Raw genomic sequence first — 19,389 nt, 5'->3', positions numbered from 1 at the left:
CGCTATTGTTCCAGTATCCTTAAGAGCAGGATACCGTAGTACCTGCTCTTCAATGTCTGTTATTCAACTATCGTGTTCCGTTAGTTTATCAAAGAACAAGTTTTTTTATAAAATCAATGCGTACCATTAAATACTGTTTTATTATCGATATCCTCTAACTCTAATTTTGAAATATCATCGTCTTCTAAATCACCAATAACTGAAATTAACCTCAAGCCTTTTCCTTGCGTACCCAAAAGGATTGCTCTTGATTGAAATGTCTCAAAACCACTTTCTTCTGCAAGATATTCAGTTAAAATGTTAAAATTTCTAAAATATCGTCTTCGTTGAATTTAAAAGTATTTCTTATATTTTTTTGGTTCAAATTCATCCACCTTTTATTCTCTAATTATTTATACTCTTTCTAAAAATTTGTTCATCATTACTACTCATAGGTGAGATAAAGAAAAGGCTACCCATGATTGACTTTGTCCACGCTAAACTACCAGTCAGCTTAACGTGAAAGGAGCAGCTGCCATTGGCTAACTGCTCTTTGGTCCGTTGAACTATCGGTCGCCGTTAGTTAAAGAGTTGTGAAGCTAATTCCGTCCTACTTGAATGCAGGTAAGGTTATCATTTTATTTATTTCATTATTTTAAGAGATACTTATAATATGCTGGGAATTCTCGTATTAAGGAGTAAATATCTCTAAACTCAAAGACTTTGGCATGAGCTGAGTACACTTCTTTAATATCCATTTTTCTAAACGCTAATTTTGTTCTAGATACATGAAAATATTGAGTAATAACCATAACAGAGTCTAATTCTAATTCATCCATAATCTTGCTCGTATTTTGGGCTGTCATATATGAGTTGTACCCATTATTATCCTCTATAATTTTATCTTCCGGTAACCCTTTATCTATTAAGTAAGATTTCATAACCTTTGCTTCATCGAAACCTTCCTTACCAATACCGCCACTTACAATGATAAAAGTAAAGTAGCCCCTTTTATAAAGCTCTACGGACTTATCTAATCTTGCTTTTAACCGCTCAGAAGGCTGTCCATTAACTTCTACTTTATTTCCTAATACTACAGCTGCGTCAACTGGTTTCAATTCATCATTCAACCCATCTATTATCACGAAAGTAGTGTGAATGATAAACCAGATGCAAAGACTTGCTACTAATATTCCAAATCGTTTAATGAAAATATAGTTCAATCTCTCACCTGCATTCTCTCATATTTCTCCATAATCATACCCAAATTTTATCACACATGGGTGCATAAAACATTCCACGCAGACGTCCCACCGACTTAAAACTCTATATATATTATCATAATTGAAACTAATTGCCCGGCAGCTGAATGCCACGCCAGCTACTTACATCGCATTGGCCATATTCATTATCACCCACAGCAACCACCGTGCCGTCCGATTTAAGACCGAGCGTATGAGCGCAGCCTGCTGCTATCGCCACAATATCGCGCCAGCCACTTACATTGCATTGGCCGTGTTCATTACTACCCAAAGCGACCACCGTGCCGTTAGATTTAAGCCCGATTGTATGATTACTTCCCGCTGCTATCGCCACAATACTGCTCCAGCTGCTTACATTACATTGGTCATGCTTATTCCTACCCACAGCCGTTACTGTGCCGTCCGATTTAAGCCCAACGGTATGAAGGTAACCCGCCGCTGCCGCCACTATGTCGTGCCAGTCGCTTGCATTACATTGGCCATACTGATTATTACCCACAATCATTACCGTACCGTCAGATTTAAGCCCGACGGTATGCCAGTCACCCGCCGATACACCCACCATATCACACCAGCCGGTTACATTGCATTGGCCTTCATTATTTCAACCTACAGCCACCACCGTGCCGTCAGATCTAAGCCCAACGGTACAACGCCATCCCGCCGCAACCGCTACAATATCGCTCCAGCCATCTACATTGCATTGGTCATGCTTATTCCAACCTACAGCCGTCACCGTGCCATCAGATTTAAGCCCGATTGTATGCGCATTACCCGTGTTCTTTGCCATATGAACGTTTCCTGCCGCAACCGCCACAATATCACTCCAGCCGCTTACATCACATTGGCCATATTTGTTATCACCCACTGCTGTCACCGTTCCGTCCGATTTAAGACCAACGGTATGACGACGACCCGTCGCTATGGTATCTATAGGCCATCGTTTCACCTTTAACGCCGCTTCAAATGGTGAACTGTAATCCATGTTTTCTCTCCTTGAAACAAGACTTATTTTATAATCAGGTCATGCTCTTTGCGAACTTCGTAAACACCTAACATTTTAAACATTTTGCACAATCAATAAACGATCCTACCCATTAGCACAATCACTTATCTCAGATTCATAGCTTTAATGTCTTAGTTTTCCATACTCGATACAGTCCGACAACTAGAAAGATAAAAGCAATAACTTCTATGATTCTAGGGATGATACTCAGTAATGTGATCATCTCTCCAAATGTCATTCCAAGCGGTAGTGTAGTACGGTTCGCATCATAAGAATTAATGAGTCGACCTATTGTAAAAGGTGCAATAAAATCATAGATCTTCAATAATAAAATAATAAGAAAGAAGTAAAAGCCTGCAATGAAGTGATTTTTCTTGCATTGTATAAGACCAAAAATTAATAAAAATAAGAAGAAAATCGAAAATAGACCTGCAAATATTCCTAAAAAAACCACCAAATCACCCCTTTTTCCACAAAAATGATATTAATATCTTACGTTTTCCCTTAGGAATAATTCCACTATCTTGCCCGTTTAGAATAATGAAATGAGCAGGCTACCGTAGTACCTGCTCATCACTGTCTATCATTTAATTATAGTTCTCCGTTACTTCATTAAACGCTGCCGCTGCTTATTTCTTTATAATGGGTATCCATATTTCACTTTTAAATTGCGGTGATGCTACATCTTGGTGCTCATGCCAGAGCATTTCCGGTCCATTGTTCAGCTCATATTCCTCAGATGGAAACCATTCGGAATAAATACGTCCCCAGGTCTCTTGAAGTGCACTCGGAAATGGTCCGACAACTGTGAATACAGCCCATCCAGAGGCTTGTACCTCCAACTGAGCTAAGCCATCCCCATCTTTCGTTGTGGCTGCCCCAATGTAATGATCGAGCTCTCCTTTCTCCTCAAACCGCCCTTCACTAAAATTCGTGGAAGCACTGATTAGTCCTGAAGGTTGAACATTCGAAAAACTCTTAATCTTATCAATCATTTCTGGGGTGAGTCCTTCAAACATCGCTGCAATCTCCGGATTCACCCCATGAAATACGATTGGCACTCTTTTTTTGATTCCCACAATGTGAAAAGCCTCTTTGTCTTCAATACGGTAATTCATTTCACTTCCTCCTTTGATAGTCAGTTGAAACGTCATCCGCGGGAAGGCTTTGAGGGACTGTCCATGGATTCGGGCTTCCGAGGGATTAATCCCATGCATGCTTTGGAAAGCCCTAGCAAAGGAATCCGGAGAAGTATATCCGTATTTCATCGCAGCATCGATGATCTTGATGTCACTGTGGCTTAGCTCGAGTGCTGCCAAAGTTAGGCGTCTTCGGCGAATGTATTCCGACAGAGTAATGCCTGCAAGAAATGAGAACATTCGTGTAAAATGATATTCTGAACAGCAGGCAATTTTCGCTGCCTCCTGATAGTCCACATGATCAGTAAGATTCTCCTCAATATAGCTTAAAGCTTTGTTCAGTTTCGCCAGCATATCCACAATATCGCCTCCCCTCGTTACTCAAAGCATAGCAGAGAAGGTCATTCCCTTCCCGACATTTACTGCACAATACTGTAGGTTCACTCTCAGCTCAGTGAACAGAAGACAAGTCTAGTAGGAAGGCCCCTTGCTCCTTTGTTGTCTCGTTGAAATTGAATGGCAAATTCGTAGGATTGAGTACATGGAAAACTTACCGTAGAGTAACAAAAAAAACAATGAGCAGTTGCTGCGGCAGGCTACTCATTGTTTTTAATTCTTTAACATTAAATGCAACACCTAACTTTAAATCATTGTGAGATGTAAGAAAATCAGCCTCATACTTTTTACATACTGCTTTTTGTACATCCATTTTATCGCCCTTATTGACAGTAAAAATGGACAATTGGACTAATCCATAATTGATAACTCTTTTATAAACCAAGCGTCTGTAGCATTATGCTCTGAACCATCTAATGGTCTTTCAAGTTGTTGGAAACCTAATTTAATGTAGAGGAGATTTGCTGCTTGAAGTTTCTTCAATGTTTCTAAGTAACAATGTGTATAGTATTCCTTGGCGAAGTCGAGCGCTACTTTCATAAGATCATTTGACAGACCCCTGCCTTGAGCTTCGGGTGTAATGTATAGCTTTTGCAACTCACAAATTCCCAATTCCTGCCCAAAAGGTGCGATCCCCACACCGCCTACCACTTCGTTTTGTTCATTCACTACAACCCAGTACTTTGAATTTGGTTGTTCCTTGTAATATTGTGCCAGATTGCTGAGTTGAGGGTCAAAATATGCTGTTCCCGGTATGTTTAGGTTAAATGATTCCAATGAGCTTCTAATAATTCGCTCTATGGTTTGATTGTCCTTTTCTTCAATTTCACGAATTTGCATTGTTACATTCTCCAATATCTAAGTAATTTTAATTTTTTAATTCTAATACTATTCGCCAAATGATTCAAATTCAAGTATCCTGCACGTAGCTTAATGAAGAAGAGAGCAACTACCATAGCAATCCGCTCTAGCGTTGCACAACTATCATGTTCCATTTGTTAAAAGACTTATAACAATTTATCAATAGGATTCGTCTATTATGAGCCCTTCCTTTTCGAAATTCCCTTTTTTTCTTCTGAATCTCATATACTCATTCCAGTTCCACGATAACTGATATGTATCAATAACCAGCCATTTACATTCTTCACTTTTGAACCCTTTACTCTTCTGCAAATGGTCGTTAACTATTTCCTCAAGTATTTTCTCTCCATCACATGATTCCTTTAAACAGCTTTCTAACGTGATGTAATAACTCGGTTCAATATACTTCCACAAATTCTAATCACCTCTTGATAATTATATGTTTTCCGTTAATAGAGCCTACTCATCCATATGTTAATCAACTATCGATCCCCGTTAACATAAGCGATTTCCTGAGGATTTCGAAAAAATGCAGAATTACTTTTCACAAATAAATCAATTAGGAAAGGTAATATTTAATGTCTTATCATCTTCCGTCACCCAAGTAAACTCGAAATTTTCGGCTAACAGTGTCTTGCTATCATTTTTATTCTTTCTTCAATATAAAATCGTAAATGTCCATTCTGTCCTCAAATCCCAATTTCAGCATTTATTTCATTTAGGAAGCTGCTAGGACATTATATTTCATTTACTTTTATTCAAAAAGTGTAACTTTCAGGTGTTCTATTTCATGTTTTCGATTTAGCCATTTCTACGCTAAACCGAAACTGCCCGTTAGTCTGACAACATCAGCAGGCAAAAAGAAAAGCCTCCCCGCATCACCCTGCAGAGAGGCCCAACCCTATTAAAATATCTTCTTATTCCGTTTATCCTTAAGTATCTCTACCGTTTCCCGAAACCGCAGTGAACGCACAATCTCCTGCTCCCGCGATATTTCAAGCTATCCAGCAGATCTAGCATTTCAACTTTCTTAGTACAATTTATTGGCAAGGTTGATATTCTCGTTGGTACTCATCGTTTTACTACCACAAAAACAACTCGTTCCCTTTTAGCTTGAAAACCGCTTCCATGAAATAATAGTCGCCATAAATGATTGAAATATGATTGTCATGATGATGATACGCCGCTGAACCATTGATCAGCAGATGGTCGGAATCCGTCATCCAGTCGCAGCGAGAACCATCCAACGTTTTCAACAATTTCAGTGCGGCCTTCAGATAGACTTCCTTTTCGTACTCGCCAACTGCTTTGGCGATTTCAATCAGTCCGCAAGCCGCGATTGCCGCTGCCGTGGAATCTTCGTAAGCGGGCTCGTTCGGTTGACGGAAATCGATCGGAATAATGCCGTTACCCGGAATATTTGCCATAAAATAATGCGCCACGCGTTTGGCTGCCTGCAAATATTCCTGCTTCCCTGTATGCTTATAACTGATCATAAAGCCGTACAAAGCCCACGTCTGCCCACGAGTCCAGGACGAGCCTTCCTCAAATCCTTGACCGCCATAAGTTCGGACAACGCTTCCTTTGAATGGGTCGAACTCCACGATATGATTCACGGAACCGTCCGGCCTAATAAAAGCATCGAGAGCGGTGTCAGCGTGCTTCATCGCGATTTGAGCATATCGCGGATCTTTGGTCTCTTCACTCGCCCAATACAGAAGAGGAAGATTCATCATGCAATCCACGATCGCCCATCCTCTCGTATCTTCGCTGGTTGTATCATCGTTCCAAGCGCGGATAAACCCGCCCACCAAGTTTAATCGTCCGGCAAGCAAGTTGGCAGCATGCATCGCCCTCTTGCGGGATTCCAGATTTCCGGTAACTTTATAATTGGCCACACTCGTAGGCAGCCACATAAAACCGACATCATGGTGCAGACCGTAGAATTGATGGAGACAAGCATCCAGAGCATCTTCCGTGAAATTGGCGATTTCCTTGTACTTCTGAGTCCCGGTTTCATGGTACATAAGCCACATCATGCCGCCCCAGAATCCATTCGTCCACCAGTTGATATCTTTCTCGATCTGGTTATCGTGCTCACCGTTACTTGTGGTATATGGAATTTTGCTGCTTGATCTTTCACTTACCGCGCCCATTTTGGCTGTTATTTTGGAAATAACATTTTCAACCCAAATTTGATCGTCAGTCTGTAGGTTCAACATCTTTTCACTCCTATTCTTATCTTTCTACGGGTTTCGCCATTGCAAGCCTATTTGGATATGTGCATATCTCTTTCGTGTATCGAAACAAAGTATCGCTCTTCAAGCTCGAAGTTAAATACACCATCCGCTGTTTTAACAATCTGAACGGCAGGCTGCTGCCCCCCTTGAAAAGGAATAAGCACCGTCAAGAAAGTAACCGTACCGCTGAATCTATCTTGGAAGCGTACCCTTGTCGAAGGCCTTGAGAGATCGGTCTCATCAGACAACCTTCCTTGTAGAAAATCCAATTCCCCTATATGGCTTGTCGCAATCGCCAGATTCGCAATTTCGCTTGTCGCAATCACGCCGCCCAGGTTCTCCTTCACCTCGACAAAATCCAGATGGAAATAGCGCTGAACGCTATGGTCATTCAGCCCTTCCACAAGGTCCGCAATAAGAACGAACCGATTATCGACCAGTGAAATATGCCGGTGATGAATCACCGGTTCGTAATTTGTATGGCAGGCGCTGGCGAGCCGGTAGAAACCTCTATCCTCTACATTGTAGATTCCGCCGGGTTTTTGCGGTCCGTATTGAAAGGAGCGAATATACTCGAAATGATCTCGCTCGTCGATTAGCAGCGTAGAGTGATAATTTGAACTCTTGAACTGCTTGCGGTCCTCATCATCTCGATAACAAAAAAATCCGGGATCGCAAATCATGTCTTTTCCGAGCGCAGTAAAATCAAAGCTCATCAAATCAATGTGGGCATGGGCATTCTGAACAGGGCTTTTACATGTAAACAAAAAACTGAGAGCCTTTGAATCCCAGCCGCTGCGGATAATCGCTTGATGCAACGTTCGATTCCAAAATGTCGTCGGCTTATCTAGTACAAACTGTCTGCCCTGCAGGGAGTAAAGCTCTTCCACGAATTTGCTGACATCGAGCGCCCTCCATACATGCTTGCTTGCTTCCCGTACCACCTCGTTCACATCAATCAAATTTGTTGCAAGTCCGAGCCAGGATACATCCTCCAATGCAAAATACCCATAGACGCCGGACATTACAGCTAGGGGATTCGCATAGGAATCGCCGACAGGCACACATTTCCCGGTCGGTCTTAACGAGTAGATCGAGTAATCCAAATTTTTTCTAAACCGCTCCATGTACGCTGGTGAGAACTGAAAATGGAAACGTTTAGCCAGAACCACAGCCAGCCCGAACCAGAACATGCAGCCATTATGGTACGATGGGCAACCCTCGATTTGACCGCCGTCCTCCGTCAACTGCGCTATGCTGCACTTTTCGATGCCATCGATCGCAAAAGCCTTCCATTCTTCCGCTTCTTTCAGCTCGGGAAAATATAGGGCCGTCGTCAGAAGACCCAAACACTCCATTAAATAATGATTATGGTCCGCTTTAGGCCACAGCTGAGGCGACACGTTGCGCAGAGCTTTTATTTGCTTGTAAATGACTATTAAATACTCCTCCAACACTGCCTCCGTAAACAGCTCCGAATGACCTAGATGCTCCAGGATAAGCGGCCAAATTTTGTAGGCTCGAATACCAATCTCCAAAACCCTCAGCGGATGGCATTCCGTAAAATAGTCAATTGGCTTATCGAGTAAGTCCTCGGGAATAGTGACTAACTCGATCCAGTTCATCATTTCATCGATGACCTTATGACCGTACTTCACATCCTTAGTGAGAGAATAGGCTTCCAGCAAGTCCTGCCAATGAGTCATGCGATTCAGCTGCCATAAATATTCATTATCATTATGTCTGCGCTCCAGCCAGTTAGGCGGGTTCCCTACAAACTCTCTTACTCCCCCCGTACCTGGAAGCATGATCATCCCTTGATAAGCGAGTTCTGCATTCGCGATCGTCTCGCGCACATGATCAGGCATATGGGCTGCTATATAGGCGGCTTTATCTTCCATCGGCTCTAGCCTCGAACGCAAGTTAGCTAGCAGCTCTGTTGTACTTATCGGTTCAATCAACAATGATTGCAGATTCATTTCTTCATCTCCAATAAATAATTTTTGTTTCGTTACGAAGTTCTCTATCACATTTTCGATAACCTTTACAATCCAGAGGGAATACTCCCCCCAAAATCATCACGGCTCCGGAGGGAGGGATTCCAACTATTTCATGTAACGGTCGTATGCAACTTGCTCTAGTTCAAGCAATTGCTTGATGCCTAAGTCTTCCAACTCCTTAATATACTTGCTGAATGTCTCATCGTTGATCGGTTCTACGCCGAGCACCCATCTCTGCAGCTTTTCCTCGACATAGGTCAATACGCCCGCATTCAGCTCCTCAAATTTGGTCCGTTCCTCATCCGTATATGAGATCGGTGGGTAGGCCTGCATAATATAACCATTGTCAATGTATTCCTTGATACCTTTCAACGCAGTCGCGTTTGTCCATTGTTCTTCGTAAGCATAGTCTTGATGGAAGGCCAGCTCGATCTGAGCTCCCTCTTCCTGAAGCTGTTGAATAACTGTCTTTTCTTTATTTTTCAATACGGAGTCTTTAAACTTCGGCTTGCCGTCCACGAGGTCATAGTCCTTTCCTTCGATGCCAAAGTTCATCAGTCTCCGACCCTCCTCGGAGAACCAGAAATCCATATATTTGATCGCTTCGACGGGATGCTTGGTACTCGCTGAGATTCCCCATCCGCTCGCATGCGTCCCTTTACGGGAACTCTCTTCGACGACTTTGCCCTCGGTATTCACTGGGGGCGTCATCGGAACAAAGGAGAAGCTAGGAATCTTAGACGCAAGAATATCATTGAAATTAGCCGTGCTGGCGAACCAATCGTGCGTCATGCCGCCGACATTGTCTCCGAGCAAAATGTCACGCGCTTTCGCTCCGCGGGTGAAAATTTCTTTATCAATTAAGCCTTCCTTGTACCACTTCGCAATATTCTCGATTGCCGTCTTATATCCTGGCTCATACATGCCGTACTTGACGACACCGTTGTCCGCGTAAAATCCACGTTTGGCCGCATCGGCCCCGCCCTGCACACCCCACTGGATGAGCAGGTCGTAAATTCCATCTAGCTTCGACCTGCTGAAATATGGAATTTCATCCTTTGCTCCGTTGCCGTTCGGATCCTTTTCTTTGAATGCTTTCAATAGTGCATACAGCTCATCTACCGTTTTGGGTTGCTCAAGTCCCAGTTTTTCCAGCCAATCCTGGCGTACAAACCAGCCCCTGGCAGCCGGTCCATCCGGAGTAAAGTTAAGGAAATACGTTTTGCCGTTATAGGCTTTCATATATTTGGCTGCATCAGGATGTTCAGAAAAGAACTTTTTAATGTTCGGAGCATGTTCTTCAATCAGTCCATCTAGCTCAAGAAAGGCTCCTTCAACCCCAAGGCTGTCGTACTGCTCCTTAATTTGATGATGAACCAGATCGGGAATTTTCCCGGAAGCCATCATTGTATTGAACAGTTCTTTACTATTCGTTGAGGCTTTAGATGCCGTTCCTTTCAACTTAATATTGGTCATCGCTGCCGCTTCTTTGAAGATAGGCCAATTATCGTCGAAAATAAACTTGTCTGAGTAATGCATATGGATCGTCAGCTCAAGCGGGTCTTTTGCGATCAGTTGCCCAGATAGCTGCTTTGTATCCGTTTCCTTTGAATCAACCGCCGAACTTCCACTATTTTGCGGCTCATTATTGTTGCTACAGCCCGCTAGCAGCATACCGACTGTCACCATGATTAATGCAGATGCTTTTATCCTTTTTTTGTTACCCACATTTATGACCTCCCAATATTGGTTTCTTGAATTCATAATAAAAAGATTGAAGCAGCTACTAGCCTTTGACGGAGCCGATCATGGTGCCTTTGACAAAGTATTTCTGAATGAAGGGATAGGCTGCAACAATTGGAATAATGGAGACGATGATAGTTGCATAAATAATTGTTTCCTTTGAATATACCGCCATATTGCCCATCTCGTCGCTCACGTTCATCTCTACGATGAGTTTCTTTAGCAGCACTTGCAGCGGTACCTTGCTCTCGTCGCTGAGGAGGATCATCGTCCAGAAATAGCCGTTCCAACGGTGCACCGCATAGAACAATCCGATTGTCACAAGCGAAGCTTTGGACAGCGGCAGATACACTTTCCATAAGATCGTAAGATCATTTGCACCGTCAACCTTTGCCGCTTCCTCGAGTTCCTCCGGAATGCTCTGGAAGAACGTTCTCATGAGGAAGACATAGAAAGTCGTAATCGCGAAACCGATAATAATCGTAAATCTACTGTCGAGCATGTTCAAATCTCGGAAATTAAGATAGGTCGGAATCATACCTGGTTGAAACCACATCGTCAACGCGATAAAGAAGCTGATGGCTGTGCGCCCCATAACCCGTTTCTTGGACAAGGCATAGGCACCACAAATGGTGAGAATTAAATTGACGATTACACCGAATATGGTGTAATAAAACGTGTTTAAATAGGCAATCCAAATTCCCTTTTCCGATAGTACCTTTGCATAAGAGTCAAAGTTAATATCGTGCGGCAGCAAGATTACCTTGCCTGTAACGACCGATTGGGAGGAGCTCATAGATGCAGATAAGACATAGACAAAAGGGTACAACGCAAGCAATGCTATAATTCCAAGAAATACACAATTAAAAATATAAAACAGCTTTTCGCCTCTGGTTTTTTTCATCTTCCATCACCTACCATAATCCAGTCTCCGTTAACTTCTTGCTCATCTTGTTGGCAAATACGACGAGAATAAATCCAACGACGGCATTGAACAGTCCCACCGCTGTTGCCAGGTCGTAACGTGCATCCTGAAGACCGGAACGGTAAACGTAGGTGTTAATAACGTCGGCTGCCTCATAGGTGGCCGGCTGATATAGAAGAATGATTGCTTCATATCCAACTTCCAGCATGGAACCCACCTTCATGACAAGCATGATTGCGATCGTCGGAATGATGGCGGGAAGCGTGATGTGCCATGTTTGCTTCCATCTATTAGCTCCATCGATAACCGCTGCTTCGTACAGGGCAGGATTGACACCAGACAAAGCGGCTAAATAGATGATGGTACCAAATCCCGCTTCCTTCCAAATATCCATGGAACCGATAAAAATTGTACGGAAATAATCGGGATTGGTCAGAAAGTATTGCTTTTCGCCCCCTACCATCTCAATCAGGATATTGATAATACCGTTGCTAGGAGCCAAAAAGTTGGTAACAATCCCAGCTACGACAACGACCGAAATAAAATGGGGCAAATACGTAAAAGTCTGCACCGTTGCTTTGAAAATCCCGCTCTTCAATTCGTTTAGTAACAAAGCGAGGATAATCGGCACAGGAAACGCGAACAGCAATTGATAAAAACTGAGCAATACGGTGTTTTTTAATAGCCGCCAAAAATACGGACTTTTAAAGAACGTCTCGAAGTGTTCAAACCCAACCCAAGGACTCGCTTCGATTCCTTTATATACACTGAAATCCTTAAAGGCGATTTGCAAGCCATACATCGGCTTATATGCAAAAATGATATACCAAGCCAGGAACGGAATCAGGAGCAGATAAAGGTAACGGTCCCTGACCAGGTTGGCTTTTATTTGTTTAAAGTTAAGCAGCACGAATCCTCTTCTCCTCTCGCAATGATGTTTAGCTGATTTCCTTAGGAGCGCTCCCATTTGAAAGGTCAGCGTTGCAATTCAAACTATAGATACAAATGAAAGCGCTGTCTATCGCCATTATTTCATCTAGCATCAACTCTTTATGTCGTAGTCCATAATGTGCATTATTTCATGTATCAACAATTTCCCTTCATTTAGAAAAGTGTCAGTCGAACATACAAAAGCCGCCTGGCACTTAGGCTAGGCGGCTTTTTATGAATCAACGATTCTCATTGTATGAAGCCTTATTACTTCTCGTTAAGCTTCTTTGCGTATTGGCCGGGAGCTAATCCTTCATACTTGCGGAACATTCGAATAAACGTGTTTGCATTGTTGCAACCGACCATCAGTGCCAAATCGCCAATCTTAATATCTTTCTGCTGGCGCATCATTTCTTTGGCTTGCTGCACGCGATAAAAATTCAAATAATCTTTAAAATTTTCGCCGGAATGATTTTTGAACGCGATGCTGACGTAACCGGGAGAGAAGTTAAACTCCTCCGCTATCATGCTAAGCGATAAATCCCTGTTGTAGTTTTCATGAATATATTCGATCATACGTTGGACTGTGCTGTTATCCATCATCTCATTCTGCTGATCAATCGTATCAATCATGGCGCTAAACAGGGTCGTGATGGCCGAAACCATTCGCTCCTTCGATTCGCCGTGCTGAACGATGTCCAAAGATTCCTTGTGGGCTTGAACAAATTCTTCGAAGGACATGTTCAGTTGCTGGATAATTCGACTCAGTGTAGCTAATACAAGCAAACAGAACTGGTCGAGCTGCGGCGGCGTTAACTGTCTTTGCTCCAAATTTTCCGATAAGAGGAGGTTTAGTGTATGTAATGCATTTTCCCGCTTGCCGCGAATCACATAGCTGATCAGCTCTCGTTCCGTATCGATAGGATAATAATAGCTGACCATCTGAACTTGACTGAGCTGTTTATAAGTAATGACGGAAGTCTTATCAACTGCCGATTTCCTCTTTAGGGTATCAAGTGCCTGGATAAAGGAGCGGTCAATTTCGCCAGCAGAGGCTACAGGCCTGCCGACAGCTGCAGTCAATCCGTACGCATGTGCGTCCTCGATTTGAGCCATCGCTTTCATGAGCTTCTTCTGAATGGATTCCGTATCTGATTCCTGGATTATGAAGACAAATTTAGTGAAATCGTGATCAAGCAGCTCACAAGGGAAATGAGCTTTCAATTGTTCATGAATGATCAAGGAAGTCTTTGATTTTATCGTAAGAATTGCGTCTTTCGAATATTGCTCCTCCAATTCTTTATCGTTCGAGAATGAAACTACGCAAACGCTCAAGGTGGTAGTTAGGCTTTGGAGTTGATGTGTATTTAGCAGGTCATCCACCTTGTCAGGAGGAACGAGTCCATAGAGCAAGTCCCGCAGAAACTTGTCTCTCATTGAAAGCCTGTGCTCATGCAATGCGGATTTCATCTGTTCATTAGCCTTACTTATACTCGTCACTGTCTCATTCAGAAAGGCGAATTCGTCTGCTCCCGTAGGTTCCCCGTAGCTTTTGAACAATCCGACGAGATGACCGACAGGCCGGTACATACGCTTGGAAACCATATAGGCGAATGCCAGTCCCACAAAAATTAGAATGGCTAATAAAAGCACAGCCCCTTTCAAATTCGGTGAAAAGGAATCTACCAACGAGTAGTTCTGTGTAACATACATATACGACCATTGTGGCATCGTTTTCGAGCGAATCAAATGGAAATCGAATTCATTATTGGATAGCGTCGTATAATCCCCGGTTGCCTGTTCATCAAGTTGTGCCAGTGGATAGGCAAGCAATTGCTTCTCCCGTTTATCATCAAAGCTTGATTTGAGCGTAACGTATCGACCATTCTCAATAATAGCAAAAGCTTCTTGCATATCAGGTGACAATGACGGTAGCAGCAATTGTTCAAAGAATGAGACAACAAAAAACAATGAATTTCCTATTCCTACCCGTTCCGGATTAACGATTATTATCGATGCGTTTTCATCGCTCTTCGTAATTATATTTTGGCTGCTCGATAGCGTTATGGTTGGGCTCGTGCTGTCTGTTCCTAATTGTGCAAGATCCTCATTCGTCATTCCCATATCTTCCATATAGCGTCTTCTATCCGACGAAATTTGCGGCGTAATGACCAAATCGTCGTTAGTCTTCATTAAATCGATGCTATAGCCGAATTCAGAGAATGCGTCTATATGATTTTGCAGTGCATAAGAAGTTTGTGTGATCTCATAGTAATTACGATCTTTTTCAGCGAATTTAACAACATGCTCATCTAATCTCAATTGTGCGATTAAGTTGAAAGAAACGCCGAGTTTGGTGTCAATATTGTCGCGAGATTGCATGAGAAAATTTTGCTGGTTTTGACTCAATTCCGATCGCACTTTTTGGCTGTCCTTAAAGAAAGACAGGCAGACCGCAATCATCGTGTAAGCGAATACAATAATAAGATAAGCGATAAGTAGTTTTGTGAAAAAAGACTTTCTAAGCAATTTTATCTCCCCTTGGCAGTTCCTTCTGAGCTGAAAATAACCTAATAAGAAAGCATGTTTCCTCATTGGGTGATCGCATACGCTTACATTCTTCGAATCATAACTCTCACTATATATGAATGTGAAAATACCGTCTATCACCAAAACTCGCAAAGCGGTTCTAACCCACTGCTGCTTTTTATAATTGAGTCATTCTATATGACCTATTGTCTAATTGTAGAGAAAATAATGGTACTCATCCATGTATATTCATATGTGTTACATGTATAATCGTACTGAAATTAATGAGCTTTGTCTTTGTTAATTGCAGGCTATAGTTACCTGTTAGTTTAATCGCTAACCCGACAACAACTTTATTCCACGAAACACAAAAAAGCCGCGATTTACGCGGCACTTAATGAGATAAAGTTGTTGTCAACCGACACATGGCTGTGACAAGTCAGGTTATGAGATACTAATGAGCTCTTTGCATTTATAAAATTAAAACGTATTATAGATATTTTCACATTCTTCCCCGGTCGGTTCATAAAAGCAGTGCTTCTTCCAACGTCCTGCGAGCGGCTGATTATACCAGGTTGGCGGACATGGACCGGGATTTTCGAACGATCCTGGACGGAAATACCATAGGGAGAATTTGGCTGGCCAATTCCGCTCCCCATTCACTGCCCGCTGCGCCAGACGGCGTTCCCTGTCTCTTGCATTTTGATAGTACAAACTATGTTGCAACGCTTCGAACGCATGCTCCTGGTTGATCATTTGGGGAATTGTCCGGATATCTTTGAAATCGGAGCAATTCCCTCTGATTCGGTTAATGCCAACATTTCCAACAAGGAGCATTCCCATTTCGCCTTCGGTCTCCGCTTCAGCTCGAAGCAACCTTGCCAACATGTTAATATCCTGTTGCCTTGCTTTTACGACTGCCATTGACTCACCTCTTTAGATTTCTAGACTCATCATATTGTAGGTGAAGCGAATGTGTTACTCTGGCATAAGAAAGAGCGATAATAAATAACCGTTCCATCACACTCTTCTGCCTGTTAGTTTAATGAAATTTTAGTTGCTTGTTAAGATCTACAGTCCACTGATTATTAAAAGGATTACGTTCATTTCCAAAAGGTCCAGATTGGCTAACATTCACTTTTTTAACCGCAATCCGTCCAGTAAACTGATGAATTGTTTTTTGGTCGATGCCTCTTTATCATGCTTCGTGAATTCCAATACAAATATTATTTTGTCTTGAATAGGTATGACTGCGAAATAGACGTCATGCGTGCCGGTTAGGCCTGAGGCGGCCGTGCCGTTATCCGTGTCGAGCGTATACAGCTTGCCGCTTCCGATGGAAGTATCAATTTCTTCTTCATGTGTAATTTCGCTATGGTTCGGCTTATACATGTTAAAGCTGAAATCTTCAGTAAACGGGTACGTGACAACACTTCCGAGATTGATTCCATTCTCGTCGGCGAGGGATGCGCCAAATTGATTTTCCGTATTCAGGTTCCATCCCTTCGGCAGGGTCAATTCCAAATTGGAGATGCCGTTTTCGATCATTGAATTTGGTTGGCTTGATTTCGAATGTTCCCCAGAATCAATGGTGTTGTCGATATTCTGGTTTCGCGAAACAGATAGATTAGTTTGGTTATTCTTTGGGGCGATATCTTCCTGGTTATCAGAACAACCGGCAAGAACAAAAACCAGCAGTTGAACAGCCAGTAGCAGTTGAGCTTTAGTCATTCTTAGACTCCTTTAGTTATTGAATTCAAATTAGAAGTAGAGATGGCTGGTAACAGATACTAGGATAACACTCACCTGCTCAACAATAAGTATTATTCAACTATCATTCTCCGATAGCAAAACAAGAATAGAGTTTTATCTTTCTATGCGACTGTGTTACTGATAATCGTTAGAAAACCGTTCGTTGACGCGGTATCAATTAATTGATTAATAGATTGACTTGCCGTATAGCTAAACAAATACCATTGTTTTTCCGTATCGTCATACAACAAAACCTTTGGGGAGTTTGTCAAAGGTCCAGGTGGATAAGATTCCATTAATGAGTAAATATCAAAACGTTTGATGCTTTTCCCTTTTTGATCTAAAAAATCATATTGCGCATTTTTATAATATGCTCCAGCTTGGACAAGCTGAATCTGCCACGAGTAATCAACTGGAGCTTCGACCTTGCTGCCTTTGTTTTCTACAAAAATATTATAAATTGCTTCGAAATAAGCATTCACTTTGATTTGTTGCTCTACGCCACCCATAGTCATGTGGTATTCCTGCTGCAATGCTTTCACTTTTATACCATCTATGATTAATGGCTCGGTATCAACGGTTACGATGGAGTTTTTGTAATTGACTGTGCAGCCAAATGCTTCTGAAATAAAGCGAAGTGGAACGATTGTGTGATTATTTTTTATATATGGTTTTACATCAAGCAGTACCGTTTTACCGTTTATGACTGCTGTACTGCTATTTAGTCTTAATGTTACATTTATTTTGCTTTTAGTAAGTGTAATTTCAGAATTCGACCAATTGACCTTAGCTCCCAAATTTTCACTGATAACACGTAACGGCACCATTATACGATTGTTCTTAATTTCGGGTTTCACTACGGATGCAATAACAAAACCGTCAACTTTTATTTTGAAGTCTGTATCTGCTGCATATGTAGTCGACGTTGTAATAATTAGAATCAATGCCATGACGAATCCTGATAATACCTTTTTCATTTTAAAAGCTCCTTTTATCAAAAGAAAATGTGGTAGCTATTTAATCCCAACATTTTTTATTCGAGCACTCCTTTCCAAAAAGACCGTTAAAACAGGAATTAACTCCCTGTACTGGAGATCATTGTTCTCGTAAATATAGACGCACATCGATAATAAAAGGTTCCTTTTTTATAAAGTTCAATATTAAGCTGTACTGCCCTTTATTTGAGTAACCGCTTGCGCTCCCCATTAGCACAATGATTTTCTAAAATCGAAGTTTGATCTATACTTCTCCCCAAAATATTTCAGTTTCATAATCGAACAGAACAAAACCATTCTGATTATTCCTATCAAATAGATTTCGCAGTTCCGTCATCATCGGTTTGTAATTGGGATGACGGGTACATGGCTGTAGGAAGATGATAGCAACCGGCCTCTCAAGCTCTCGAAATCAAACTCCTGGCTCATTCTGAATCGCACCTCATGCATCGTACCTTCCTTGAAAAAAGAGAGAAGCATCGACTGAGAAATGTTTTTATGATTAACTTTTACGTAGTCGGTTCCGTATGTATGGAGCAGTTGATCATACCCTTCACGAAATGTAGTACCGCTTGTAAGACGGGAATTCCAAATTAGTATTATTCTACCGCCCGGCTGTAGAATTCTACGGAACTCGGTTTGCGCTGCTAGCCGATCAAACCAGTGAAACGCTTGTGAGCAGACTATAATCTAAACCGACTGATCAGGTAATCCAGTAGATTCTGCAGAACCTGATAGACTCTGAAAGTTCGAATTGCTTTCTAACATTTGCTCGGCGGCTACTCGCAATGCCTGATTCGGCTCGACCGCAATCACATAGCTTCCGCGTACCAGAAGTAGTTTTGAAAAGATGCCTGTAGTCTTCTAATTTCATGTTTTTGATTTGATCATTTTCCCGCTAATTATCCGTTAGCTTAATAAAACCAAGGAGCAGCTACCGTAGTAACTGCTCCTTGCGCTGTTAAACTATCGTTCTCCGTTAGCTGTCGCTGTCCGAAGAAATAAACTTATGTCACTCTAACAATCCTTAAGCGGAATGGAGAATTCAACATAAAAAGGATGAAGTTCTTCATTCAAGCAAAGCTCAATTCTTTGCTTGAAATTTCCCCAATTCACCATCTCTAATGCTGTTTCGACCGGAAAATAACCTACTTCCAAAGACTCAGCGGTAGTTGTTAATTCTCCTCCGACTGGTCTGCCTAAAAATAAAGTGTTACAAATACTACTACTTACATTTTGAAAAATGCCACAAAACTTTGTCACTTCTATATCTATACCGCTCTCTTCCTTTGTTTCCCTTATCGCTGCATCTTTCAATGATTCACCTTCTTCAACCTGCCCTCCTGGCATTTCCCAACCTCGTTTAGGTCCTTTTATCAATAATATTTCGTTACGCTCATTAACTACAATTGTTGCCGCAGAAATTATATGTTTTGGAGCCACTATATCGTCCTCCCCTTTTTTAAATTAACAAAACTAGATTACCACTAATTTCCTATTACTGTATACTGCCTTTTAGATGAGAAGACAGCGATCAGTTTTCGTCGGCTGCCTTCTCGCTTTAATCGTTCCACTCTCGTTCTTCAGTTCGTTTAATCTTGAACGAGTTAACTATTTATAATAGGGGCAGTC

15 protein-coding genes and 1 pseudogene are annotated in these 19,389 nt (G+C 41.9%); all 16 read right to left on the bottom strand.

The window, feature by feature from the left end; translation table 11 throughout:
• Positions 1–113 precede the first annotated feature (113 nt).
• The 16 genes and pseudogenes from AC0VYE_RS12585 to AC0VYE_RS12510 all read right to left on the bottom strand — a co-directional run bounded on the left by AC0VYE_RS12585 (position 114) and on the right by AC0VYE_RS12510 (position 19,203).
• Positions 114–236 (bottom strand): hypothetical protein, encoded by a 123-nt coding sequence (locus AC0VYE_RS12585; RefSeq protein WP_475448333.1) that lies wholly within the window; start codon positions 234–236, stop codon positions 114–116.
• A gap of 393 nt (positions 237–629) precedes the next feature.
• A complete protein-coding gene (locus tag AC0VYE_RS12580; protein ID WP_475448331.1) occupies positions 630–1,202 on the bottom strand; it encodes a YdcF family protein in 573 nt (190 codons plus the stop codon).
• Positions 1,203–1,329: 127 nt separating this feature from the next.
• A pseudogene (locus AC0VYE_RS12575) lies at positions 1,330–2,226 on the bottom strand (RCC1 domain-containing protein).
• 650 nt (positions 2,227–2,876) lie between these two features.
• Entirely contained in the window at positions 2,877–3,740 is an 864-nt protein-coding gene (locus AC0VYE_RS12570) for an AraC family transcriptional regulator (RefSeq protein ID WP_475449552.1), read from the bottom strand.
• A gap of 196 nt (positions 3,741–3,936) precedes the next feature.
• Positions 3,937–4,095, bottom strand: coding sequence for a hypothetical protein (locus AC0VYE_RS12565; protein WP_475448329.1), 159 nt, complete (start codon positions 4,093–4,095; stop codon positions 3,937–3,939).
• A gap of 38 nt (positions 4,096–4,133) precedes the next feature.
• Positions 4,134–4,622, bottom strand: coding sequence for a GNAT family N-acetyltransferase (locus AC0VYE_RS12560; RefSeq protein WP_475448327.1), 489 nt, complete (start codon positions 4,620–4,622; stop codon positions 4,134–4,136).
• A gap of 1,103 nt (positions 4,623–5,725) precedes the next feature.
• Complete coding sequence (locus AC0VYE_RS12555) at positions 5,726–6,865, bottom strand: glycoside hydrolase family 88 protein (RefSeq protein WP_475448325.1); 1,140 nt, start codon at positions 6,863–6,865, stop codon at positions 5,726–5,728.
• Positions 6,866–6,912: 47 nt separating this feature from the next.
• On the bottom strand, positions 6,913–8,862 hold the full coding sequence (locus AC0VYE_RS12550) for an alginate lyase family protein (RefSeq protein WP_475448323.1): 1,950 nt from the start codon (positions 8,860–8,862) through the stop codon (positions 6,913–6,915).
• Positions 8,863–8,988: 126 nt separating this feature from the next.
• Positions 8,989–10,611 (bottom strand): extracellular solute-binding protein, encoded by a 1,623-nt coding sequence (locus AC0VYE_RS12545; RefSeq protein WP_475448321.1) that lies wholly within the window; start codon positions 10,609–10,611, stop codon positions 8,989–8,991.
• A 58-nt stretch (positions 10,612–10,669) separates the two neighbouring features.
• On the bottom strand, positions 10,670–11,530 hold the full coding sequence (locus tag AC0VYE_RS12540) for a carbohydrate ABC transporter permease (protein ID WP_475448320.1): 861 nt from the start codon (positions 11,528–11,530) through the stop codon (positions 10,670–10,672).
• A gap of 10 nt (positions 11,531–11,540) precedes the next feature.
• Positions 11,541–12,461, bottom strand: coding sequence for an ABC transporter permease (locus tag AC0VYE_RS12535; protein WP_475448318.1), 921 nt, complete (start codon positions 12,459–12,461; stop codon positions 11,541–11,543).
• A 287-nt stretch (positions 12,462–12,748) separates the two neighbouring features.
• A complete protein-coding gene (locus AC0VYE_RS12530; RefSeq protein WP_475448316.1) occupies positions 12,749–15,010 on the bottom strand; it encodes a helix-turn-helix domain-containing protein in 2,262 nt (753 codons plus the stop codon).
• 480 nt (positions 15,011–15,490) lie between these two features.
• A complete protein-coding gene (locus AC0VYE_RS12525; protein ID WP_076270629.1) occupies positions 15,491–15,934 on the bottom strand; it encodes a cell wall hydrolase in 444 nt (147 codons plus the stop codon).
• Positions 15,935–16,144: 210 nt separating this feature from the next.
• Entirely contained in the window at positions 16,145–16,741 is a 597-nt protein-coding gene (locus AC0VYE_RS12520; protein ID WP_475448314.1) for a hypothetical protein, read from the bottom strand.
• A 143-nt stretch (positions 16,742–16,884) separates the two neighbouring features.
• Positions 16,885–17,739 carry a copper amine oxidase N-terminal domain-containing protein gene (locus AC0VYE_RS12515; protein WP_475448313.1) on the bottom strand — a complete coding sequence of 285 codons (855 nt, stop codon included), beginning with the start codon at positions 17,737–17,739 and terminating at the stop codon, positions 16,885–16,887.
• 1,035 nt (positions 17,740–18,774) lie between these two features.
• Positions 18,775–19,203 (bottom strand): NUDIX hydrolase, encoded by a 429-nt coding sequence (locus tag AC0VYE_RS12510; protein ID WP_475449549.1) that lies wholly within the window; start codon positions 19,201–19,203, stop codon positions 18,775–18,777.
• Positions 19,204–19,389: the final 186 nt, after the last annotated feature.

It is taken from the genome of Pristimantibacillus sp. Z349TD_6 (assembly GCF_056173205.1).
This window is presented reverse-complemented; position numbering and strand designations above follow the sequence as displayed.

Bases quoted from the DNA above. Each gene is read 5' to 3' on its own strand.
- AC0VYE_RS12570 (WP_475449552.1), bottom strand. From the start codon at position 3,740: ATGCTGGCGAAACTGAACAAAGCTTTAAGCTATATTGAGGAGAATCTT.
- AC0VYE_RS12565 (WP_475448329.1), bottom strand. From the start codon at position 4,095: ATGGATGTACAAAAAGCAGTATGTAAAAAGTATGAGGCTGATTTTCTT.
- AC0VYE_RS12560 (WP_475448327.1), bottom strand. From the start codon at position 4,622: ATGCAAATTCGTGAAATTGAAGAAAAGGACAATCAAACCATAGAGCGA.
- AC0VYE_RS12555 (WP_475448325.1), bottom strand. From the start codon at position 6,865: ATGTTGAACCTACAGACTGACGATCAAATTTGGGTTGAAAATGTTATT.
- AC0VYE_RS12550 (WP_475448323.1), bottom strand. From the start codon at position 8,862: ATGAATCTGCAATCATTGTTGATTGAACCGATAAGTACAACAGAGCTG.
- AC0VYE_RS12540 (WP_475448320.1), bottom strand. From the start codon at position 11,530: ATGAAAAAAACCAGAGGCGAAAAGCTGTTTTATATTTTTAATTGTGTA.
- AC0VYE_RS12525 (WP_076270629.1), bottom strand. From the start codon at position 15,934: ATGGCAGTCGTAAAAGCAAGGCAACAGGATATTAACATGTTGGCAAGG.
- AC0VYE_RS12520 (WP_475448314.1), bottom strand. From the start codon at position 16,741: ATGACTAAAGCTCAACTGCTACTGGCTGTTCAACTGCTGGTTTTTGTT.
- AC0VYE_RS12515 (WP_475448313.1), bottom strand. From the start codon at position 17,739: ATGAAAAAGGTATTATCAGGATTCGTCATGGCATTGATTCTAATTATT.